This window comes from Rothia nasimurium (genome assembly GCF_928381415.1).
Lineage (GTDB): Bacteria > Actinomycetota > Actinomycetes > Actinomycetales > Micrococcaceae > Rothia > Rothia nasimurium_H.
Window position 1 is genome coordinate 14331 of the sequence record NZ_CAKMSF010000008.1, and the last position, 22599, is coordinate 36929.

Sequence of the window (22599 nt, forward strand, 5' to 3'; positions counted from 1 at the left end):
GGGGTCCTCCCTTTTTGTATACCTAGGTGCATTGACTCCGGTTTGTACCAGCCCCTGCCCACTTTGAGACTGATTTCTGAACACTGCGTGGTACAAAGTCGTTTGGTCGGGACGCGGACGCCTGTGAGCGGGGGAGCGGGCCGGGCTAGAATGGTGTGGTTTGGTTTTGTTTTCTGTGTAAGTGTTCTAGGTTGAAAGGTGTGGCCGCGTGGCTAAGCTCTATTTCCGTTTTGGCGCCATGAATTCGGGTAAGTCAACCGCGCTGTTGCAGGCTGCCCATAACTATGAGGAGCGGGGCCAGCGGGTGCTGCTGGCCAAGCCGCAGGTTGATACCAAGGGCGATACTGAGATCGTGTCCCGCCTGGGTGTGACTCGCCAGGCTGACTTTTTGGTGGGTGCGGACGACTCTGTGCGCGAGCTCTTCCACGCTGCTGCTGAGCCTAATGCCGATGATGACCGCATGCACTGGCATCTGCCCGTCTCCTGTCTGCTGGTGGATGAGGCCCAGTTTTTGACCGCTGAGCAGGTGGATGACCTGATGCGGATTGCGGTGGAAGAGAACGTGCCGGTGATGTGCTACGGCATTCGTACGGATTTTAGGACGCGGGCTTTCCCCGGCTCTGCCCGCCTGCTGGAGATCGCCCATACGCTTGAAGAGCTGAAGACTATTTGCCGGTGCGGACGCAAGGCTTTGTTCAATGGTCGCACCGTTGATGGAAAATTCGTCTTTGCCGGTGACCAGGTGGCCATTGACGGCGTGCATGTGGGCTACGAGTCCCTCTGCCCCACCTGCTACCTGGAAGAATCGGGCGGCAAGCTCTACCAGTAGCAGCCCTCTTGCACGTGTGGATTTTTTCCTGCTAAAGTAGTCATCACGATTCAGAAGCCCAACGTAAAGCCCTTTGACTTGTTGGCTGGCAACCGCCTGACGCAGACGGTGCCCTCAAAGGAAAATCGGTCACCCGCCAAAAGGCCCGGTGAAAGCGCGATTATTTAGGAGGCCCACTGTGGTTTCATTTTTCCCTTTTTCAAAGTCTTCAGCTTCAGTAAAAGCTACTTCAGGCTCTTCTCACACCGATCAGCGGATGAACGTGCCGCTTAGCCAGCGGTGCACTCTGCACTCGGCGGGGCATGGAATTGTCCCGGCAATTGGTATCAATGCGTCGAACATGACCTGGCAGGAAGCTACGATTATGGCTGTGCGGGGTACGCGCGTGCAACTGAAAATCGACGGGCAAAGCCGGAATTTCTGGCATCATGATTCTGCTCGTTTGTTTGAGTTCCTCGGCGCGACGGACGGCCAGGTCCGCGACGCATCGGGTGAGAGGAGGGACGCCGGTGCTCCTCTTCTTCTATGGAATGAGGAACATCAGCTGCTTGGGTTGCGAGATGACAAGATCTTTTCTTTAAGTCATCTTTCACCGGAACCCTTAACCGCTTGCGTTACCGCTGAAAATCGCTAGCTGAGAGTATAGATGAGGGGTCGGCTACGGACTAGATTTGTAGCCGACCGTCTTGATAATTTCACCTAATCAATTTCCTTTCGAAACACTGGACGGGTGAACAACGTAGTAGGTAGGTTGCGACAGAGCCGTTCGGCTGTGTACTTCATTTGTTGGTAGTTTCGTTCAATGCGCCTTCAGTATGAGGTGTAACGCTCATGAGTTTAATGCTGATTCAACTCGTAAACGTCATAGACTAATACAGTTGGCAGTGAGGGTTCCCAGCTCTCGTGAACACATGTATAGTTGAAAAAAGTCGAATATATATTCGAAGATTGTGATGAGTTGATGGGGAGACGCATGTATGCTGACTTCAGTTGAGATTTGCGCCGGTGCTGGTGGCCAAGCTCTTGGCCTAGAAATGGCTGGGTTCGAGCATCTAGCAGCCGTTGAGATTGACCCAGATGCTTGCAATACTCTTCGAGCTAATCGTCCTGAGTGGAACGTGGTTGAGGCTGATCTCAATGAATGGGACCCTTCACCGTTCAAAGGTGTAGATCTCTTTGCCGGTGGCGTGCCTTGCCCTCCTTTTAGCGTTGCCGGCAAACAGCTGGGTGCTGACGATGAGCGTGACCTTTTCCCCCGAGCCCTTGAGATTATTGAGACTCTTGAGCCCAAAGCCGTCATGCTTGAGAACGTTAAGGGCCTTCTATCGAAGCGTTTTGCTGATTATCGAAATGAGATTATCAAAGCTATGGGCGACCTAGGCTACGTCGTTGATTGGCGACTGATTAACTCTTCTGATTATGGTGTACCCCAGTTGCGTCCTCGCAGTATTTTGGTTGCTACTCATAAAGATTTAGAGGGGTGTTTTGTTTGGCCTGAGCAACGCCCTGATGAGGCTCCCACGGTAGGGAATACCCTTGTGGACTTGATGGCTTCTAACGGTTGGGAGGGTGCGGACGCCTGGGCTCAAGGAGCGCAGAAGATTGCTCCTACCTTGGTGGGGGGCTCGAAGAAACACGGCGGGCCCGATTTAGGGCCAACACGCGCAAAGCAGGCCTGGGCTGATATGGGTGTAAACGGTAAATCGATTGCTGAGGACGCCCCAGAGCCGGGATTCGCTGACATGCCCAGATTGACTGTGCGTATGGCCGCACGTATCCAGGGTTTCCCAGATGAGTGGCAGATTACTGGTCGGAAGACCGCTGCATACCGCCAGGTGGGGAATGCATTTCCACCTCCGGTTTCTTGCGCTATTGGTTCTGAAATCGCAAATCTTTTGAACAAGAATATTGAGGTGAAGAATGGTAGCGTCGCTGCGTAAACTTCGGCAGGAGTATCATCAAGAGCTCATCGATTTAGGTGTCTTGGCCGTCACTGCGAGTGGGGTGGCTTCGAACGCTGATAGCTCACAGAAGACGAGCAAAGCTATTGCTTTATCTATTGCTGAACAGATTGGAGTTACTCCTGGTGGTGAAAAGCTAGCCGGTCAGACAGCTGGGCATGCCTTTGAAGCTGCGACGACTCGGTTTCTGAGCAAAGCATTGGCTGAGTTTAACCATTTGGTACCACCGGGTACAGCCATTGAGCATGTGGTGAAGCGTGGGCATGGCTTTTATCTGGCTGAGTTTGTGCCTTACCTGCATTTGAAGCAACTTGCGGGTGCTGTGGAATCAGACCCGACCTTGTCTACGGTCTTGGGTAATTCATATGATATTAGTCCTGATGTGATTATGACTCGGTCTCCCCAGCCTGATGTGTACTTCAACGGCAACGCTTCTCGTGTTGATGATTTAGTTGCGAGATTGACGCCTCGCCGTCTTATCAATAGTGAAGCAAAGTTTGTCGAAGCGATTATTAGTTGTAAATGGACCTTGCGTAGCGACCGTGCTCAGAACGCCCGTTCTGAGGCCCTGAATATTATTCGGAATCGTAAGGGACGTACTCCGCATATTGTGGTGGTAACTGGAGAGCCTACTCCGTCTCGTTTAGCTTCTCTAGCATTGGGCACAGGCGATATCGATATGGTGTATCATTTCGCACTAGATGAACTTCAAAAGGCAGTAGCTGCTTCAGAAAATGATGAAGCAGTGAATATGCTCAATATCCTGACTCAAGGTAATAGGCTCAGAGATATATCAGATTTGGTTTTAGATATTGCAGATTAGTCGAGGCTATAGACGATACTAAGGGCTGGATTAGTAAGTCAGATTTCTAACTTCGGTGGACGGATTGTTTTTCCTCTAAAAATTTTTCTGATGACTGGATTATTAGGGAAGCTAGCTTTTGAGGCTAAGCTTAAGAACGTATAAGTATATCCGGAACCTAAATAAAACAGTTATTATATGAGACTTTTAAAAGATGATTACTCTCATATGCTATATGATAATCCAAAATGAAATATAATCGGATCCTTATATCTCTGATTATATCTTTTACTTTGATTCTCTGACTGATATACAGATTGCCTTAGCCAGCGCCGAAATCTATCTATTCTTTGACTATAATTTGAAGTATCCGTCAATCGAAAATTTTTTGGGAATCCGCTATCGGTCGTATGGGGCATTAATCATTCATTAGAAGCTGATGACGCATATTCTGAAATCTCACAGATAATCGAAAAATCCATATGGGTAGCTATCGCATAGCATGTGAAATTTTCGATTATCTGGAAATTTCTTGGGTGGTAGAAACGCCTAGCAACTATTATTATTTTGGATAAAAATGATGCTATTGGGTTCTCTGTCTAGACTTTAAGTAATTTTAAACTTCGCTCCGCAGGCTATTAACGTAATGGGTGGCCCTATGCATCATGGAATCATAATGAGCGGAATTATTTGTTTTTTCAAATAAATTCCTAAATGCAGATAGCCATTTTTCATTGCTGTGACTCTGTAAGTTTATTGAATCGAAATCCATGACTGTATGTGAGCCACTATGTGACCATGCTATTAGTGAGTTATGAATTATTCTTTCTTCGAAATCCATCTCAGCATCAATCTGATATAGATTGTTCTCTCCTCCGAGTGTGGAATAATAGCTTTCGATTATTCTTCTCATAGTATTGGGAAGCCATGGGTGATTTCCATGCAAATCTTCCTGCGCCAGGGCAATTTGGTCCCATAGCTCTTGGTAACTAGTCCTAATAGGATTGATTTGCCCGTAGTTCTCAACGCTATTTGGCTGAGGAGATTTCTTCAAAATTTTATAAAAACAATAGGACAGTGGGTACCTACTACTATTTTTGTAGCACACTTCGTTATGAAATCTTGTGTTGTGTGTTAATAAAATTATTTGATTGATGGTTGGGTGATTTCCTGAGGCTACTTTTTCAATCATATCGCGAATTAACATTGAAACAGTAAACATGACATCAGAGTCGAGACTTGAAATAGGGTCATCGATTAGTACGACAATTTTATCTGAAGGGTCATCAATAGTGATTCCTTCAACTGTTTGTAAGAAATATAAGAAGGTAATGAAGGTTCTTTCACCTTCGCTAAGTGTATTTACATCTGCTCTCTGACCTTCATCTCGAACAATAAAGTATCCACCATTATTCCTTTCATCTATATCAATATAGAAAGAGTGGAAATTACATATCTTGAGTAGATTATTTATTTTAGCAGCTACTGAGGCTGAGGTTTGCAAAGACCTCTTTAACGTTTCAAGTTCAGTTCGTTTACTGTCTAAAGAATTTCTTAGAGTTATTATTCCTCTATTTATTCCTTCTATTTGACACTGTATAGAGGTTACCGACTCTAAGTACTCGGTATACCTAGCTTTAATTCCTCTGCTAATTACAAAAGATTTCCACACTTCATCTTCGAAATTTCGTCTTAATTCTCTAGAGGAACTAACCATCTCATTAAAATCTTTTATTTTTTTGTTGGCTCTGTTGATAATTTGATTAATCTCAAGATATTCCTCAGGCCAGTAGGCTTCGTGGGTGCTGGAAGGATGAGAGAGCTTCTTAGAAATTTCTGTAAGGAAAAGTTCAATTTTTGTAATAAAATTTTCTAAATTTATGCTAAGGTTGAGGTCGCCGAATTGTTGATCCACCCATCTATTCATTTCATAAAATGATTTAACATCACTAATAAATCCTTCGATTAAAGATTTTGAACTAGTGAGAAGCTCTATCTTATTTGAGTAGCTCTCATCGATTATATTTTCTATTTGACTTCGGATATCAGCAGGGAGTTCTTGAAAACAAAATGGACACACATTATCTGTGATATCATTTACCCCTTCCTTCACCCAGTCGAAGTTATTGTTTTTCTTTACCTTCAGAGCATACTCAGATTCTGAGGCTGAGAGTAAGGGAGAAGATAAGATTTCATATACGGCGTTTAAATTAAATTCGTCAGTTGCTGGTAAATACTGCAACTCTTCAAGAGGTTGAGCCTCATCAGAGAATATCACTCTTGCCTTTTCTTCAAGCTCTTCTATTGTGCTAAAATTTCTTTGGCTGGTTTCCTCATCTCCGGGCGCAGGTGAATTTATTTTTTCGATAGCTGAAACGCACTTCTCTCTACATTTATCCTTTCTCCCGAAACCTACTACTTCTCTTCTGATAGCCTCGGGTATCGTTCTCCGCTGCTCCCAGATAAAATCTATTAGTTTTTCACCTTCTTGCTGTATCTCATTTTCCTTTTTATTTTTAGCTTCGTTCTTGCCAGTGAGTCTTCTCCTATATCCAGCAATATCTCTATTTAGAATCTCTATTTGTTCTACCGCTGAGTCGGCGTCTTCGCCCATTTGAAAGACCCCCGGCTCACTATTATCTGAAGTGAAGGTGGATTTCAGATAGTCTCTGTTAAAAACTTTAATTATTTTTTTTCCGGATTCCCAAACAATATCTGTATCAGATGCTTTAATTAGATTGCTAATAGAAGTTTTCCCTGAGCCGTTGGGTGCATATATGAAATTAACGTTTGATAGATTAGAAATTTCCTCACAACTTCCATTGAATGGATGCAGGGAGCTTACGTTGATGGTCTTTATCATTTTTACCTCTTTGGATGAGCTAATCTTGAAATATTAAAATTTCTTAGGTGGAAATATCTATTCTGTTAATTTTGTTTGGCAATCTTGAGACAGTGTTAAATTTTTTATAAATTGATTGAAAATTAAATTTTTTCTTAATTATTGTTTGGGTGAACTGTTGTTCATTTATTTTGAATAAGTTGATGGAGGCGTATAAAAAATTTTAAGGTGTTGAAAGAATAGATAGACAAGATGAAATATTGAAATCAACAGAGGCCCTGGCGCTAAAGGAGCACTAGGGCCTCTATGGATAGATTCTTTACTTCTTCAACCCATCCACCACTTCATTCAGGGTAGCGCTCGGGCGCATCACGGCTGATGCCTTGGCGTCCTCGGGCTTGTAGTAGCCGCCCAGATCTGCGGGGGAGCCCTGGGCGTCCAGCAGCTCAGCCACAATCTTCTCCTCGTTGGCAGCCAGAGCCTCAGCCACCGGAGCGAACTTAGCCGCCAGGTCGGCGTCCTCACCCTGAGCAGCCAGCTCCTCAGCCCAGAACTTAGCCAGGTAGAAGTGCGAGCCACGGTTATCAATCTCGCCCACACGTCGGGAAGGTGACTTGTTCTCGTTCAAGAAAGTACCGGTTGCCTTATCCAGGGTGTCAGCTAGAACCTGGGCAGAAGTATTGCCGGTGGTCTTGGCCAGGTGCTCAAAGGAAGCTGCCAGGGCCAAGAATTCACCCAAAGAATCCCAGCGCAGGTGGTTCTCTTCCAGAACCTGCTGAACGTGCTTGGGGGCAGAGCCGCCAGCACCGGTCTCAAAGAGGCCACCGCCGTTAATCAGCGGAACAATGGACAGCATCTTGGCTGAGGTACCCAGTTCCAGGATGGGGAAGAGGTCGGTCAGGTAGTCACGCAGTACGTTACCGGTGACTGAAATGGTGTCCTCGCCCTTGCGGATACGGTCAATCGAGAACTGGGTTGCCTCAGCAGGAGCCAGAATGCGGATGTCCAGACCTGAAGTGTCGTGCTCGGGCAGGTACTTCTCGACCTTGGCAATCAGGTTTGCGTCGTGGGCCCGGTTCTTATCGAGCCAGAAGACCGCGGGGGTTTGGGAGTCGCGGGCGCGGGTGACGGCCAGCTTGATCCAGTCCTGAACGGGGATGTCCTTGGTCTGGCAGGCGCGCCAGATATCACCGGCAGAAACTTCGTGTTCAATGAGAACGTCACCGGCAGAGTTCACCACCTGAACTGTGCCGTCCGCTTCAAGCTGGAAGGTCTTGTCGTGTGAACCGTACTCCTCAGCCTTCTGGGCCATCAGACCCACGTTGGGCACGGTACCCATGGTGGTGGGGTCGTAGGCGCCGTTGGCACGGCAGTCCTCGATGACGGTCTGGTAGACGCCAGCGTAGGAAGAATCGGGCAGGACGGCCAGGGTGTCAGCCTGCTGGCCTGACTCGCCCCACATCTGACCGGAGGTACGAATCATGGCGGGCATGGAGGCGTCCACAATGACGTCTGAGGGGACATGCAGGTTGGTGATGCCCTTGTCAGAGTTGACGTAGGCTAGCTCGGGGCCTTCCTGTAGACCCTTGTGGATTAGCTCGCGGACGTCCTCACGGATATCCTCAGGCAGGGTATCAATGCCGGAGATGATAGCGGCCAGGCCGTTGTTACCGTTCAGGCCGGCGGCATCCAGCTGCTCACCGTAGGTCTCAAAAAGCTCGGAGAAGTAGGCGCGCACAACACGGCCGAAGAGGATGGGGTCAGACACCTTCATCATGGTGGCCTTCAGATGTACCGAGAAGAGCACGCCCTCAGCCTTGGCACGGGCAACCTGCTCGGCCAGGAACTTATCAAGTTCAGCCACGTTCATGTAGGTGCCGTCAACGATTTCACCAGCCAGTACGGGCACAGATTCCTTCAGGACAGTCACGGTGCCGTCGGTACCGACGTGCTGGATCTTCAGGGTATCGTCAGCCTCAATAATCACGGACTTCTCGTTAGAGAAGAAGTCGTCGTGGCCCATGGTTGCAACATTGGTCTTGGAATCTGCTGACCAGGCACCCATGGAGTGGGGGTTCTTGCGGGCGTAGTTCTTAACAGACAGGGGAGCGCGGCGGTCTGAGTTGCCCTCGCGTAGAACCGGGTTCACGGCTGAGCCCTTGACACGGTCGTAGCGGGCGCGGACGTCCTTATCCTGCTCGGTCACAACCTCATCGGGGTAATCGGGGATAGCGAAGCCCTTTTCCTGCAGCTCAGCAATAGCGGCCTTGAGCTGGGGCACGGACGCCGAGATGTTGGGCAGCTTGATGATGTTAGCTTCGGGGGTCTTAGCCAGCTCGCCCAGCTCGGTCAGGGCGTCCGCTACCTGCTGCTCTGCAGGGAGGATATCGCTGAACTGAGCCAGAATACGACCCGAAAGTGAAATGTCGCGGGTTTCTACCTCAACACCGGCGGTTGAAGCATAGGCCTCAAGAATGGGCAGGAAGGAGTAGGTCGCCAGCAGCGGAGCCTCATCGGTGTGGGTGTAGATAATCTTTGCCATGAAGGGCGTCTCCCTTGTCGCTTGTGGGCAGTTTCATTTCCAAGAATACAACGATGTGCCAGCGCTCACTAAATAAGAAGTGCCTGTGTGACAAGATAAATCGGCTACTGAGATAGGGTTACTGATATGAGCATCGATACTTCAGCCCCGATTGTTGTTTCTGCACTTGTCATTCGTAATGCCTTGGGTGAGGTGCTCACTGTTCGCAAACGCAGCACCACAGGGTTCATGCTTCCCGGCGGTAAACCTGAGCCGGGCGAAACCGCCGAAGAAACCGCTCGCCGCGAAGCTGCCGAGGAACTGGGCCTTGTTCTCGACCGCTATTCCTTGATGAATGTGGGTACCTACCAGGCGGCGGCCCTCAACGAAGCGGGGCGAACCGTCCGCGCCCATGTTTACCTCTTGGTAACTGCCGGGGGTGTTGCTGATCTAGAGCAGGCCGCGCCCAGCGCTGAAATTGAGGAAATTAGGTGGGTGCACCCCGACCCTGCGCGCGATGACCATAGCAACCAGGCCCCACTGAATACTCAGCATATTTTCCCGCTGCTCACCGGCGATGATTTTGAGGACGCGGACGCCCCGGTTAGCGTGGCCCAGTATCGAGACCTAGAGGCAAAAGTTGCTGAACTCCAAAACCTGGTAGATACCTTGTACATGCAGGTGGAATTTCAGAACCGCTTCAGCTATCAGGCGACCTGCGCTCGTGCCGGGATCAAAGGACGCAACCTCTTTGCACTTAACACCGCTTTGGGTATTTGTCGTGACCGTATCCACGGCGCACCGCACATCATCTTTGGGGCGGCAGCCGCGGAAGAAGCCCCTATTTTAACGGCGGCAGTAGAGCAACCCCTGAACACAAGAGAAGACCTTCTGGCCATTATTCGGGTTCTTGCCCCGCACCACGCAGAGCAGGTTCTAGATGCCTACCTTGGTGCAGGTATGGACGACGGAACTTTTGCTCGTTTGCCTGTCAGCTAGGAGCAATGTTAAGAAGGGGAGGGTAATACGCTATCACCTCAACAGGTGCTGGTGATACCGTAGAACCTATGACTGACACCACACCTCAAGAAAAAGATCAGCAGAAAAACGCTGCCTACCTCAAGCAGCTCATCGAACACCCCCGCATGGTCGGGCTCGCGTCAGGGCGCACCGGCGCGCCCGTGCTCACCGTCAACACCCTCAACAAGGACGGCGCAAAGTGGCGCCCCCGCCTCTGGGCCCTTCCCACCGGGCAGGAGGACAAGCCCTACCCGCTGACGGCACCCGAGTCGGGCGCCTCCGTCCTGACCATCACCGACGAGGGGCACATCTACCTGACCCTGGGCAAGGACGTGGACGAAGCCGACTCCAAGAGCCTCAAAGGCGTCTACCGCCTACCCGAGCACGGCGAACCCGAACTCATCTTCACCCACCCCGGCGGCGTAGATACCCTCGCAGTACGCCAGCGCGGTGAAACCACCCGCTACATCTACAGCGCCAAAGCCCACCGGGGCACCCTCGAAGAGCAGGCCAAGACCCTCGACGAACGCGAGAAAACCGCCACCTCCGGTGTGCTCTACACCGAATTTCCCACCCGCTTCTGGGATCACGACCTGGGCACCGGCGTCCGCGCCCTCTATGTTAAGGACGGGGACGGCGAACCCCGCCGTATCGCCCTACCCGGCGACCGCGCAGAACTCGCCGGCTTCGAAGTCTGCCCCACCGGCGACCGCGCCGCTATCACCCTGCATACCAAGGCCCGCGGCATCCACCAGCGCTACAGCACCTGGCTGCTTGACCTCAACGGTGAGAAAGAACCCCAGCTGCTGGCCGAAGCGACCGAAACCCACGACTACTCAGCCGGCGCTTTTACCCCGGACGGCAGCGGCCTGGCTATCACCGAGGTGCGCCGTTGGCTGCCCGGCCAGTCCATCAAGGTCAACGCCAGCCACTACAGCTTCGAGACCGGCCAGCTAATCGAGCTCTCCCGCGATGTCGACCGCTGGGCTGGCGACATCGTGTGGATTGATAGCACCCGATACGCCTTCGTCACCGACCACCTGGGAGCTACCGCCATCTTCACCGGCAGCATCGACGGTGCTACCCGCGTACTGGTCGAGGACGGCGCCAGCCACTTCTCGGCTCTGGCCTACAACGAAGGGGCCCTCATCGCCCTGCGCGATGCCCACCAGCACTCGGCCTATCCCGTCCGCATCGATATCGAAACCGGCGAGGTCACCCGCCTGGCTTCGCCGGTCGAAGAGCTGCGCGCCCCGGGCCGCTTCGAGCGCCTGAGCTCCACCGCGGCCGACGGCACCGAGTTCACCTCCTTCCTCGCCCTGCCCGAAAAGGACGCGGACGGCCCCCTGCCCCTGCTCGTCTTTGCACACGGTGGCCCCTGGGGGTCCTGGAACTCCTGGACCTACCGCTGGAACCCCTGGGCCTTCACCGAAGCCGGCTACGCTGTGCTCATGCCCGACCCCGCGATTTCCACCGGCTACGGCCAGCACATGCTCGACCGCGGCGGTGACGACCTGGGCGGCACCCCCTACACCGACATTATGCAGGTGGTCGAAGAGACTGCCGCCCGCGACGATATCCAGGGCGATAACGTGGCCTTCTCAGGCGGCTCCTACGGCGGGTTTATGACCAACTGGGTGGCAGGACGCGCGGGCACCCGCTTTAAGTGCTACGTCACCCACGCCTCAATCTGGGACTACAACACCATGTACTACCTCTCAGATAACGGTGCCTGGCACGAATGGAAGGTCGAGTTCGGGGGAGAGGGCGACAGCATCTCGCCGCGTCATCATGCCGCCGATATCGCGGCTCCTATGCTGGTGATTCACGGCGATAAGGACTACCGTGTGCCCATCGGCCAGGCCCACCACCTCTGGGCTGACCTGCAGCGCCACTCCCCGGAGCTAGGGCACAAGTACCTCTACTTCCCCGATGAAGGGCACTGGATCCTGAAACCCGGCAACTCCCGCCTCTGGTACCAGGTCTTCACAGCCTGGTTAGATCAGCACCTCCTGGGTCAAGAGTTCAAGGCTCCTGAAATTCTGGGCTAGGCTCTCTGCCTGACCTGGGCCGCTTGCATAGCGAAGGGCACCTACCCCGTAACGGGGTAGGTGCCCTTTTGCTAGGCGTTTTAGCTCTTACCTAATGGCAGTCTCTGAGCTAGAACTGAACCTGGTCTAGCTTAGGCGCGGCGGGCTGCACGAACAGCACCGGCGCCCAGGCCCAGGACGCTCAGGCCACCCAGAGCCAGCAGAGCTGCATCGGATGCACCGGTCTTAGCCAGCTCAGGCTTCTTGGCTGCCTCGGTCTTTGCGGTCTCAGCCTTAGTTTCTGCCTTGGCTGCTTCAGTCTTGGTCTCGGTAGAAGTGGTGACTACGGTTGCGGGGTCAATAGTCGGCTTCTCTTCAGCCTTGACGCTCTCACCCTTAGCGGTCAGTACGCCCTCGGGAACCTCATGGGTTACGCCTTCACCCTTGGCAGTGATGAGCAGCTCGGGCAGCTCATGGGTCAGGCCCTCGCCCTTAGCGGTGATGATGAGTTCAGGCAGTTCGTGGGTGGTGCCGGGGCCCTTAGCGGTGATGATGAGTTCAGGTAGCTCGTGGGTGACACCGGGGCCGTTGATACCAATGTGGCCCTCGGGAACCTCATGGGTTACGCCTTCACCCTTGGCAGTGATGATGAGTTCAGGCAACTCGTGGGTGGTGCCGGGGCCATTGATGCCGATGTGGCCCTCAGGCAGTTCGTGGGTGACACCGGGGCCGTTAATGCCGATGTGGCCTTCGGGCAGTTCGTGGGTGACGCCCTCGCCCTTATCGACGATGAGGGGGTTGAGGTTTTCATCTACCCAGGTGGAGCCGTCAACGGGGAGGAAGGGCAGCTCGTAGGTGACACCGGGGCCGTTAATGCCAATATGGCCCTCGGGAACCTCATGGGTTACACCTTCACCCTTATCGGTGATGATGAGTTCAGGCAGTTCGTGGGTGGTGCCAGGGCCGTTGATGCCGATGTGGCCCTCGGGGAGATCAAGGGTGGTGCCGGGGCCGTTAATGCCAATGTGACCTTCGGGCAGTTTGTGGGTTACGCCTTCACCCTTATCGGTTACCAGGGGATTGAGGTTCTCGTCGACCCAAGTGGAACCGTCCACATCGCCGGTAACGGGAGAGACCCAGGCAGAGCCTTCATCAATGACGGTGGGAAGGTCTACCCATTCAGAAGAGTCGGCTGCAAATGCAGGAGAGCCCATCAGGGCTACCATGCCCAGAGACAGTGCGGCGGTAGCGCCCAGGGTCTTCTTGGAAGGCTTGTGGAAAGCGGACATATCGAACCTCTCTGTTCGTAGATAACGGTGCCCTGTGTGCGATAGTGAGGGCTTGAGCAATTACAAAAACCTCAACTGTGAGCTTTGCTCCCAGGAATCGTATGGCTAACTCTCTGTGAGTATTTGTAATTCACTATTAAATCTACCAAGATGTTCGAAAAAATCTTATATGTTTAGCGGCGTGAAGCTATGACTAGGATTTATGACAAATTCGAAAGTTGTTTGACGCTGCAATGGTCCTGATGTAAACAAAATTTGAAATAAACCTGTACTTGTCTACCCCTTATATTCTGCTGAGCGTCGAGAGTTTAGTCTGCGTTTAACGAGCGATACTGTGGGGCCGATATTAACAACAACCCATAGGGGGTTTGTTATGACGAGCAACATAAATACGGTGCGCAAAAGTGATGAGGCATTTTCGGCGAGTGTGAGGTAGTTAAGCCAAATGGTGGCTCCAAAATATAAAACGGTGCCCACTGCTATATAAACTATTGCCCACCAGAATTCGCTGGCTGATGCATGGCCTTTACTATTCCAGTAGTGCCGGTAAAAGAGGCGTACAGCCCCCGCGAAGCCTACCTGCTGGGCCACGGCTGGGGCGCGAAGCTCGTCCGGGTGCTCCTCATCGTCGAACCCATCGAGGTTGAGGGCTTCGGGGGTATCTTCCAGGGATTCTTCGCTGTGGGTATAGCGGGTAGGCTTGTGCTCAGACATACCCTCAAGAATACCTAAACCGCAGGAGTCGACGATGACCACCCTTCTGCTGACCTATTTCGGCCCCTTCGAAGGGGTACCTATCAATCCCAGCCAGGCGGTAGCATTTGGGGCACAGGAAGCCCTGGCGATTTCGGCTCCGCATCTCACTGTTGAGGTTCACGAACTGCCGGTGGAGTTCGCCGAATCAAGCCGGGCGCTGGGTGAGCTCTTGGAGCGCATCAAACCTGAGCTAGCCATAAGTCTTGGTGTTGCGGCTGGCCGCGATAAGGTCAGCCTGGAACGAGTTGCCATCAACCTCGACTCTGCTCGTATTCCAGATAATGCAGGTGCTCAGCTTATCGACCAACCCATCCGCGGTGACGGCCCCGATGCCTACTTCTCTACCCTGCCTACCCGGGCAATTTTTGAGCAGCTTATCTCTCAAAAGTTACCTGTGGAGCTGTCATACACCGCCGGCACCTTTGTCTGTAACCATGTTTTTTACGAGCTCATGCACGCCACAGCAGGAGCAATACCGGCTGGCTTTATTCATATTCCCCTCACCCGCGCAGAAGCTGGGGAGGGTACGGACGCCACGGCCGGGCGTCCGCAGGTCACAGCCAGCGCGGACGCCGGGGGAGTGGAAGGAAGAAGCCTGCCTACCCTGCCTGAGTCCCAGGTTATCGGAATTATCGAGCAGGCCGTACTTACCGCGCTCACCCAGCTTTAACGCAAGACCCCGGTAACTTACGAACGAAGTTACCGGGGTCTTGCGCAACAGGCTTTGCGCAGGGGGCGAAGGTAGCACGTCTCAGCTAACGTAGGGCGCCCCTGCAGCCGACTGGCTGGGGCTGGCATGAATTGGGCGAGCCCTCCAGGGCGAGACCAAGAAGGTTAGTCGGCCAAGGGGCGTCCTGCGGTAGCTAAATTACTTGCGCTGATCCAAGTAGAAACCAATCAGGCCCTGGGTTGAGGAATCCTGCTGAGCCAGAACCTCGCGGTCGCCACCCACGGCGGGGGCCAGCTGTAGGGCCAGCTGCTTGCCGAGCTCAACACCCCACTGGTCGAAGGAGTCGATGCCCCAGACAATGCCCTGAACGAAGGTGATGTGTTCGTAGAGGGCGATGAGCTGGCCCAGGACGGCGGGGGTCAGCTGGGAGGCCATGATGGAGGTGGTGGGGCGGTTGCCTGAGAAGACGCGGGCCGGAACGATTTCTTCGGCGGTGCCCTCGGCGCGGACCTCGTCGGCGGTCTTGCCGAAGGCCAGGGCCTTGGTCTGGGCGAAGAAGTTGGCTAGGAAGAGCTCGTGGACGTCCTGCTCGCCGTCGCGGGTTGCGTGAACCGGGTTGGCGAAGGCGATGAAGTCGGCGGGAATTAGGCGGGTGCCCTGGTGGATGAGCTGGTAGAAGGCGTGCTGGCCGTTGGTGCCGGGCTCACCCCAGAAGACTTCACCGGTGGCGGTGGTGACGGGCTTGCCGTCCGCGCGTACGGACTTGCCGTTGGATTCCATGGTCAGCTGCTGCAGGTAGGCGGGGAAGCGGTGCAGGTACTGGTCGTAGGGGAGGACGGCGTGGGTTTCGGCGCCAAGGAAGTTGACGTTCCAGATGTTCAGCAGACCCATCAGGGCGGGGACATTTTCGGCCAGGGGCGCGGTGCGGAAGTGCTCGTCCATGGCGTGGAAGCCGGCCAGGAACTGCTCGAAGACCTCGGGGCCGAGCACAATAGCCAGGGGGGTGCCGATGGCGGAGTCGACGGAGTAGCGTCCGCCTACCCAGTTCCAGAAGCCAAAAGCGTTCTCGGGGTCGATGCCGAATGCCTCGACCTTATCCAGAGCGGTGGAGACAGCGACGAAGTGGGCGGCGACGGCGTCCTTTTCGTCCTTGCCGTCCAGGGCGCCGGCCTCGCGCAGGGAGGTGAGCAGCCACTCGCGGCAGACGCGGGCGTTGGTGAGGGTTTCGAGGGTGCCGAAGGTCTTGGAGGCGACGATGAAAAGGGTGGTCTCGGGGTCTAGGTCCTTGACGGTCTCGGCGGCGTCTGTGGGGTCGATGTTGGAGATGAAGCGGGCGGTCAGGCCGGGCTGGGCGTAGGGCTTCAGGGCCTCGTAGACCATGACGGGGCCCAGGTCTGAGCCGCCGATGCCGATGTTGACAACGGTTTCGATGCGCTTTCCAGTAATGCCTACCCACTCGCCGGAGCGGACGCGGTCGGCAAAGTCGTAAACCTTGGCGAGGACCTCGTGGACGTCGGCGTCGACGTCCTGACCATCAACGACGAGAGCGGGGGTGGCGCCCTTGGGGCGGCGCAGGGCGGTGTGCAGGACGGCGCGGTCTTCGGTGACGTTGATGCGCTCACCGGCGAACATGGCGTCGCGACGCTCTTCGAGGTTCACCTCTTCGGCCAGCTGGGTCAGCAGAGCCAGGGTCTCTTCGGTGATGAGGTTCTTGGAGAGATCAACGTAGAGGTCGGCGGCGGTGAAGCTTAGCTTTTCTGCGCGGGTGGGGTCGGCTTCGAACCAGGCGCGTAAATCAGCGGTAGTCTTCTGCTGGTGCTCGGTCAGGGCTGCCCAGGCTTTGGTCTGGACGGGATCGGTGATGGCGGGGAGAGACATGCGTGCTCTGCCTTCCTGTCGATTTGGGTGTTCTTGCCTCTATTTTATGTTGGTTTGGTAGTTTTTGACCCCGCTGGCAGGTGTGGTTTTTTGTGGTTTTATAGGCAATTAAGCAGACCAAGAGGATGCCTACTTATTATCAGTGATGTTATTATTGAAGTGGAACAGGCATCTCTAGCCCCCTCCCGAACCACGCTGCGCGGCCCAGCGCCCCTTGACTGAGCGTGGACGCGGACGGCAGCTCGTGAGGTGCTTTTGCATGTCAACTAGGTCGAAACGTAAGAAGATATAAAGGACACTTTCATGGCTACTACCCAGCAAACTCCGCCCGGCTCGGGCCCCGACCTGCGGAAGGGGGATATCGACGCGGCCGCTAAGGAAAACATGCGTGAAGGTTCCCTGGCCCCCAAGGTCTTTATTCCCGCAGCCGTCATCATGGCCGCCTTCATCGGCATTACCCTGGCCTTCCCCCATCGCACCAAAGAAATCTTCGATGCCCTGCAGGCCGACGTCATTAACTACTTCGGCTGGTACTACGTCGCCATCGTTGCTTTCTTCGTTATCTTTGCCCTCTACCTGGGCTTCTCCCGCATGGGCGACGTCAAACTAGGCGACGACGATGACGAGCCTGCCTACCCCTTCACCACCTGGTTCGCCTTCCTCTTCGCTGCCGGTATGGGTATCGGCCTGGTCTTCTACGGGGCAACCGAACCCCTTATGCACTACGTTGACCCCCGCCCCGGCGTGGGTGATGGCACCAAGGAAGAGATTGCCCAGGCAGCGATGAGCCAGGCCTTCCTGCACTGGGGCCTGCACCCCTGGGCTATCTACGTCATCGTGGGCCTTGCTATTGCCTATGCAACCCACCGCCTCAAACTGCCCCTTTCCATCCGCTACTCCCTCAAACCCCTGCTGGGTGACCGTGTAAAAGGTGGAGCAGGTGACGTCATCGACGTTGTCGCTCTGGTTGGCACCCTCTTCGGTGTAGCGACCTCTCTTGGCCTCGGTGTTATGCAGATTGCTGCGGGCCTGGGCTACATGAACATCCCCGCCCAGGGTAACGGCTGGCTGGTGGGCATCATCGTGGTGCTCATGGGTATCACCCTCTTCTCCGTGGTCACCGGCCTAGAAAAGGGTATGAAGTGGCTCTCGAACGGCAACCTCATGCTGGCTGCTATCGTCTGCCTCTTCGTGCTGGTGGTTGGCCCCACTCTCTTCCTCTTCCGTAACTTCATCGGGTCCATCGGTAACTACCTGCAAAACGTCGTTGCCATGACCTTCGAAACCCTGGCCCTCTATGGCGTTGACGGTGAACAGTTCCAGGCTGCCTGGACCACCTTCTACTGGGGCTGGTGGATCTCCTGGTCGCCCTTCGTCGGCATGTTCATCGCCCGCGTCTCTAAGGGCCGTTCCGTGCGCGAGTTCGTCATCGGTGTGCTGCTGGTACCCGCTCTGACCTCCTTCTTCTGGTTCTCTGTACTCGGCGGCACCGCCCTGCACCAGGAACTTTTCGGAACCGGCACCAGCTTGGTGGGCGAAGACGGTAGCGTCTCTGCAGAGAATGCCCTCTTCCAGATGTTCCACAATCTGCCCGGTGGCGTCATTCTGACTGCCGGTGCGGTACTGCTGATTACCGTCTTCTTCGTGACCTCGGCAGACTCCGGCGCCCTGGTGCTCGGTATGCTCTCCACTAACGGGTCACCTGAACCCAAAACCTGGATCCGCGTTTTCTGGGTACTGGTTGCAGGTGCAACCGCGATCTCCCTGGTTGTCATCGGTGGTAGCGAATCGCTGTCAGCGATTCAAACCGTCGCAATTCTGACGGCCCTGCCTTTCTCGGTAGTGATCGTGCTGATGTGTATCTCCCTCTACAAGGCCCTGAGCGTTGAGCACCGTCTTTTCGTCCGCGCCCAGCGTCGCAATGCTCGCCATGAGATTGAGGCCTCCCTGGCTGAGCAGATCGACGACCGCGTCAACGAGCTGGTTGCCGAAGGCGTCGAAGAGCGCGTCACCGCAGCTGTGGGGGAGCACCTTGACGAACACCTGGACGGCCAGCTTGAAGCCGCCCTGGAAGAAGCCGTGGACAAGGCGGTTGAAGCTAAGGTCGAAGAGGCTGTAGAAAAGGCTGTTGACGAGGTAGCTCTCCAGGTCGACGCAAATACCGCCGCAATCGAACAGATTCGTGCGGTGACCGGATCTATTCCGGTAGTCAAACCCCAGGACGTAAAGCAGACACCCTGGAATAAATAGGAAATAGATAGGGGCTTATTCAGAACGGTTCCGCAGGCTCGCGCTCGCTGCCGACCCTCTCGCATGGTTCGCTTCGCTCACAACGCGATTCACGCCAGCCGCCGAGCCAGCAGCTTCGCTGCGAGCCTGCTACACCGCCCTTTTGAATAAGCCCCTTATTTTCTAATGTGTTCCAGAAGATAGCGGCTAGTTTAGGTGCCGCCGGTATAATCAAACCGAAAGCCCTCTGCGCTGGTGCCGAAAATTCGGCAGGTAAGCCGCGCACCGGCGTCCTTATCCCCAACATGTAAGCGAGATACTTTCCGCATGTCTGAAACTCAGAACACCGCTTCACGGAGCGACCTTCGCAACGTGGCAATCGTGGCTCACGTTGACCACGGCAAGACCACCATCGTTGATGCGATGCTCAAGCAGACCAACGCCTTCTCCGCCCACGCTAACGTGGAAGACCGCGTCATGGACTCCGGTGACCTTGAAAAGGAAAAGGGCATCACCATTTTGGCTAAGAACACCACCGTGTTCTACTCCGGCCCTGCAGCCAAGGGCGAAGAAATTACCATCAACGTTATTGATACTCCCGGTCACGCTGACTTCGGTGGTGAGGTTGAGCGCGGCCTGTCTATGGTTGATGGTGTTGTGCTGCTGGTGGACGCTTCAGAGGGCCCTCTGCCCCAGACCCGTTTTGTGCTGCGTAAGGCCCTAGCTGCTAAGCTGCCCGTTATTCTGGTTGTTAATAAGGTTGACCGCCCCGACGCCCGTATTGACGAAGTTGTTGGCGAGTCTATGGACCTGCTTCTGGGTCTGGCTAGCGACCTGGCCGATGAGGTTCCCGACCTCGATATCGACGCTCTGCTGAACGTCCCCGTCGTCTACGCTTCCGGTAAGGCTGGCGCTGCTTCACTGAACCAGCCTGCCGATGGCGCCCTGCCCGATAACGATGACCTGGAGCCCCTCTTCGAGACCATCCTGGAACATGTTCCTGCCCCCACCTATGACCCCAACGAGGTGCTGCAGGCTCACGTGACCAACCTCGACTCCTCGCCCTTCCTGGGCCGCCTGGCCCTGCTGCGTATCTTCAACGGCACCCTGAAGAAGGGCCAGACCGTTGCCTGGGTACGTCAGGACGGTGAAACTAAGAACGTTCGTATCTCTGAGCTGTTGGCCACCAAGGCCCTGGAACGTGTTCCTGCTGAGTCCGCTGGCCCCGGTGAAATTGTCGCTGTTGCCGGTATCGAAGACATCACCATCGGTGAAACCCTCACCGACCCCGAGAACCCCAAGCCCCTGCCCCTGATTAAGGTCGATGACCCCGCGATTTCCGTTACCATCGGTATCAACACCTCACCGCTGGCCGGTAAGGTTAAGGGCGCTAAGGTTACCGCCCGCCAGGTGAAGGACCGCCTCGATAAGGAACTTATCGGTAACGTCTCCCTCAAGGTTCTGCCCACCGAGCGTCCGGACGCCTGGGAAGTTCAGGGCCGTGGCGAACTCGCTCTGGCAATCCTCGTTGAGCAGATGCGCCGCGAAGGCTTTGAGCTGACCGTGGGCAAGCCCCAGGTCGTCACCAAGACCATCGACGGCAAGGTCCATGAGCCCATGGAGCACATGATTATCGACGTGCCCGAAGAATTCCTGGGTGCCGTCACCCAGCTCATGGCAGCTCGTAAGGGCCGCATGGAAAACATGGCCAACAACGGCACCGGCTGGGTCCGCATGGAATTCGCTGTGCCCGCCCGCGGCCTGATTGGCTTCCGTACCAAGTTCCTCACAGAGACCCGCGGTGCCGGTATCTCATCGTCCTACTCCACCGGCTACGAGCCCTGGGCAGGCGACATCGACTACCGCTCCAACGGCTCCATGATTTCTGACCGCGCAGGCGTCGTCACCCCCTACGCCATCATCGGCCTGCAGGAACGTGGCACCATCTTCGTCGAACCCACCTCAGAGGTCTACGAGGGCATGATTATCGGCGAGAACTCACGCGCCGATGACATGGAAGTTAACATCACCCGCGAAAAGAAGCTGACCAACATGCGCTCAGCTTCAGCAGATAACTTCGAAAACATGACTCCCCCCAAGAAGCTCACCCTCGAAGAGTCCCTGGAATGGGCCCGCGAGGACGAGTGCGTGGAAGTTACCCCCGAAGCGATTCGTATTCGCAAGGTTATCCTTGACTCCAACGAGCGTGTGCGCGAAGCACGCCGCCGCGCCCGCGCCTAAGGTTACAAAGGGATAGACGCTCTCAGGGCCGTGGCCCGTTCTCCTGAACAGGGGAGCGGGCCACGGCCCTACTGATAACCACAGGGATAAGAGCGAGATGACCAAAGCACATCGTTAAAACAGCAAACCCAGCTAGAGCTCAGTAAGTAAAGCTAAAATTGCTAGGAACCAAACAGCACCCAGCAGAAAACCGTCACCATGGAACTCGACGCCCAGCCTCATTACCCGGTTGCCGGTGAAGTCATCACCGATACCGCTACTTTTAGCTTGATTCCCGAAGGCCTCAAGCCCAAAGACACCACCGTTCTTTTCGTGCACGCCCACCCCGACGATGAAGCCTCATCGACCGGTGCCACCATCGGCGCTCTTACCGACGCCGGCGTCACTGTATACTTGCTCACCATGACCCGTGGCGAAATGGGCGAAGTCATCGACCCTGCCCTGCGTCATCTCGAAGCAACCCACCCCGCTAACACTGACAGAGGCCATGCCCTGGGTGAGTACCGCACCGGGGAGCTCAAAGCCTCCCTCAAAGCCCTCGGCATCCGCCACCACCTCTACCTGGGCGAGGGGGCGAGTTACCTGCCCGGCGAGCGCACCAGCTACCGTGATTCGGGTATGACGTGGGGGTCGGACGGACGCGCTATCGCTAACCCCGCCGCAGCCGATGACTGCCTTACGCGTCTGCCCCTCAAGCCCCAGGCAGACGCCATCGCCAGCGCTATCCGTGAAATTAGGCCGGACGTCGTCGTCACCTACGACGCGGACGGCGGCTACGGGCACCCCGACCACAAACGAACCTACGAAGCTACCTTGGCGGCCGTCCGCTCCCTAGAGGGAACCCCCTCGGCTCCCATCGCTCTATGGGGCATCGAAGGCGACCCCAATCGTCAAGATACCCGGCAGCAGGCTGTCATTATGGGCAGTATCGATCATAAGCGTGAGGCCATGCGGGCCCACGCTACCCAAATTACTATCACCAGCGAGACCACCTTCGAGTACTCAAACGGGGTCTCCCAGCCCATCAACCCTACCGAAACCTACCGCCTGCTCTGGGGCACAGCCCAGTCGGGAACCCCCGCCGACGTGTCTCCGGAAGAAAGCGTTGAAGCGCCCGGCCCTATCAACTCAGCCATTTCCGCAATCGCCCTCGGGCTGATTGCAGGTTTTGCCGGCACCATGTACCACGCCCATATCTGGTACCCCACTAGTGCGCTCTGGGTACCCTGGGGTGCTGCCCTGGGCATCCTGACCGTGTACTTCGCTTCAACCTGGGTTGCCATTCACACCGAAAAGAACTGGGCAGCAGCCCTGCTCGGTGCCACGGCCTTTATCCTCATCGGCATCTTTGCATTCGCCAAAGGTACCTCAATGCTGGTCTATATCAACCCCATCAACCCGATCGGCACCGCTGGAACTATCTGGGCTCTCGGATCCCTTGTTGCCTCAACCCTGGGAATTATGAGCGCCACTAAATACCGCCGCAATAAAACTTAACCCGGCTCAACAGGCTATCTCATCCATCACAAAA

Annotated in this window: 15 protein-coding genes and 1 riboswitch; of the genes, 11 read left to right on the plus strand and 4 right to left on the minus strand. The window is 55.0% G+C overall.

All coding sequences use genetic code 11. The features are described from left to right. Window positions 1-208: 208 nt before the first annotated feature. From L7A20_RS10065 to L7A20_RS10080, 4 genes are all read left to right on the plus strand, one after another. The gene (locus tag L7A20_RS10065; protein ID WP_237223381.1) at window positions 209-829 is read left to right on the plus strand and encodes a thymidine kinase; all 621 of its coding nucleotides are present in this window, start codon (window positions 209-211) and stop codon (window positions 827-829) included. A gap of 47 nt (window positions 830-876) precedes the next feature. Continuing rightward, window positions 877-992: riboswitch (SAM riboswitch) on the plus strand. Window positions 993-1007: 15 nt separating this feature from the next. After that, entirely contained in the window at window positions 1008-1463 is a 456-nt protein-coding gene (locus L7A20_RS10070) for a hypothetical protein (RefSeq protein WP_237223383.1), read from the plus strand. Window positions 1464-1806: 343 nt separating this feature from the next. Beyond that, entirely contained in the window at window positions 1807-2769 is a 963-nt protein-coding gene (locus L7A20_RS10075) for a DNA cytosine methyltransferase (RefSeq protein WP_237223384.1), read from the plus strand. After that, window positions 2750-3613, plus strand: coding sequence for an NgoMIV family type II restriction endonuclease (locus L7A20_RS10080; RefSeq protein ID WP_237223388.1), 864 nt, complete (start codon window positions 2750-2752; stop codon window positions 3611-3613). Before L7A20_RS10075 ends, L7A20_RS10080 begins: the two co-directional genes overlap by 20 nt. 595 nt (window positions 3614-4208) lie before the next feature. On the opposite strand, the gene L7A20_RS10085 is transcribed toward L7A20_RS10080, so the two are convergent. Both L7A20_RS10085 and L7A20_RS10090 read right to left on the minus strand, forming a co-directional pair. Beyond that, window positions 4209-6455: an AAA family ATPase gene (locus L7A20_RS10085; protein ID WP_237223390.1), complete on the minus strand. Its 2247-nt coding sequence runs from the start codon at window positions 6453-6455 to the stop codon at window positions 4209-4211. A gap of 298 nt (window positions 6456-6753) precedes the next feature. Then, on the minus strand, window positions 6754-8976 hold the full coding sequence (locus tag L7A20_RS10090; protein WP_237223392.1) for an NADP-dependent isocitrate dehydrogenase: 2223 nt from the start codon (window positions 8974-8976) through the stop codon (window positions 6754-6756). A gap of 126 nt (window positions 8977-9102) precedes the next feature. On the opposite strand from L7A20_RS10090, the gene L7A20_RS10095 reads away from it, so the two are divergent. Both L7A20_RS10095 and L7A20_RS12010 read left to right on the plus strand, forming a co-directional pair. Beyond that, window positions 9103-9954 carry an NUDIX hydrolase gene (locus L7A20_RS10095; protein ID WP_237223394.1) on the plus strand — a complete coding sequence of 284 codons (852 nt, stop codon included), beginning with the start codon at window positions 9103-9105 and terminating at the stop codon, window positions 9952-9954. Window positions 9955-10022: 68 nt separating this feature from the next. After that, window positions 10023-12026 carry an alpha/beta hydrolase family protein gene (locus L7A20_RS12010; RefSeq protein WP_272879226.1) on the plus strand — a complete coding sequence of 668 codons (2004 nt, stop codon included), beginning with the start codon at window positions 10023-10025 and terminating at the stop codon, window positions 12024-12026. Window positions 12027-12157: 131 nt separating this feature from the next. Here the strand turns inward: L7A20_RS12010 and L7A20_RS10110 are convergent, their stop codons facing one another. After that, window positions 12158-13294: a hypothetical protein gene (locus L7A20_RS10110; RefSeq protein ID WP_237223396.1), complete on the minus strand. Its 1137-nt coding sequence runs from the start codon at window positions 13292-13294 to the stop codon at window positions 12158-12160. Between the two features lie 519 nt (window positions 13295-13813). Between L7A20_RS10110 and L7A20_RS10115 the strand changes: the two genes are divergently transcribed. Next, the gene (locus L7A20_RS10115) at window positions 13814-14026 is read left to right on the plus strand and encodes a hypothetical protein (protein WP_237206274.1); all 213 of its coding nucleotides are present in this window, start codon (window positions 13814-13816) and stop codon (window positions 14024-14026) included. A 16-nt stretch (window positions 14027-14042) separates the two neighbouring features. Then, complete coding sequence (locus L7A20_RS10120; protein WP_237223398.1) at window positions 14043-14720, plus strand: pyroglutamyl-peptidase I; 678 nt, start codon at window positions 14043-14045, stop codon at window positions 14718-14720. A 198-nt stretch (window positions 14721-14918) separates the two neighbouring features. On the opposite strand, the gene pgi is transcribed toward L7A20_RS10120, so the two are convergent. Then, window positions 14919-16598: a glucose-6-phosphate isomerase gene (pgi, locus tag L7A20_RS10125; RefSeq protein ID WP_237223400.1), complete on the minus strand. Its 1680-nt coding sequence runs from the start codon at window positions 16596-16598 to the stop codon at window positions 14919-14921. A gap of 303 nt (window positions 16599-16901) precedes the next feature. On the opposite strand from pgi, the gene L7A20_RS10130 reads away from it, so the two are divergent. The 3 genes from L7A20_RS10130 to L7A20_RS10140 all read left to right on the plus strand — a co-directional run bounded on the left by L7A20_RS10130 (window position 16902) and on the right by L7A20_RS10140 (window position 22565). Continuing rightward, on the plus strand, window positions 16902-18848 hold the full coding sequence (locus L7A20_RS10130) for a BCCT family transporter (RefSeq protein ID WP_237223402.1): 1947 nt from the start codon (window positions 16902-16904) through the stop codon (window positions 18846-18848). A gap of 306 nt (window positions 18849-19154) precedes the next feature. Beyond that, window positions 19155-21068, plus strand: a complete 1914-nt coding sequence (typA, locus tag L7A20_RS10135; RefSeq protein WP_237223404.1) for a translational GTPase TypA — start codon at window positions 19155-19157, stop codon at window positions 21066-21068. Between the two features lie 198 nt (window positions 21069-21266). Beyond that, window positions 21267-22565 (plus strand): PIG-L family deacetylase, encoded by a 1299-nt coding sequence (locus L7A20_RS10140; RefSeq protein ID WP_237223406.1) that lies wholly within the window; start codon window positions 21267-21269, stop codon window positions 22563-22565. Window positions 22566-22599 lie beyond the last annotated feature (34 nt).

Excerpts from the sequence above, each read along its gene's own strand:
- L7A20_RS10080 (WP_237223388.1), top strand. The coding sequence starts at position 2,750 with ATGGTAGCGTCGCTGCGTAAACTTCGGCAGGAGTATCATCAAGAGCTC.
- L7A20_RS10090 (WP_237223392.1), bottom strand. The coding sequence starts at position 8,976 with ATGGCAAAGATTATCTACACCCACACCGATGAGGCTCCGCTGCTGGCG.
- L7A20_RS10110 (WP_237223396.1), bottom strand. The coding sequence starts at position 13,294 with ATGTCCGCTTTCCACAAGCCTTCCAAGAAGACCCTGGGCGCTACCGCC.
- L7A20_RS12010 (WP_272879226.1), top strand. The coding sequence starts at position 10,023 with ATGACTGACACCACACCTCAAGAAAAAGATCAGCAGAAAAACGCTGCC.
- L7A20_RS10140 (WP_237223406.1), top strand. The coding sequence starts at position 21,267 with ATGGAACTCGACGCCCAGCCTCATTACCCGGTTGCCGGTGAAGTCATC.
- L7A20_RS10095 (WP_237223394.1), top strand. The coding sequence starts at position 9,103 with ATGAGCATCGATACTTCAGCCCCGATTGTTGTTTCTGCACTTGTCATT.
- L7A20_RS10115 (WP_237206274.1), top strand. The coding sequence starts at position 13,814 with ATGGCCTTTACTATTCCAGTAGTGCCGGTAAAAGAGGCGTACAGCCCC.
- L7A20_RS10120 (WP_237223398.1), top strand. The coding sequence starts at position 14,043 with ATGACCACCCTTCTGCTGACCTATTTCGGCCCCTTCGAAGGGGTACCT.
- L7A20_RS10075 (WP_237223384.1), top strand. The coding sequence starts at position 1,807 with ATGCTGACTTCAGTTGAGATTTGCGCCGGTGCTGGTGGCCAAGCTCTT.
- pgi (WP_237223400.1), bottom strand. The coding sequence starts at position 16,598 with ATGTCTCTCCCCGCCATCACCGATCCCGTCCAGACCAAAGCCTGGGCA.
- L7A20_RS10130 (WP_237223402.1), top strand. The coding sequence starts at position 16,902 with ATGGCTACTACCCAGCAAACTCCGCCCGGCTCGGGCCCCGACCTGCGG.
- L7A20_RS10085 (WP_237223390.1), bottom strand. The coding sequence starts at position 6,455 with ATGATAAAGACCATCAACGTAAGCTCCCTGCATCCATTCAATGGAAGT.
- typA (WP_237223404.1), top strand. The coding sequence starts at position 19,155 with ATGTCTGAAACTCAGAACACCGCTTCACGGAGCGACCTTCGCAACGTG.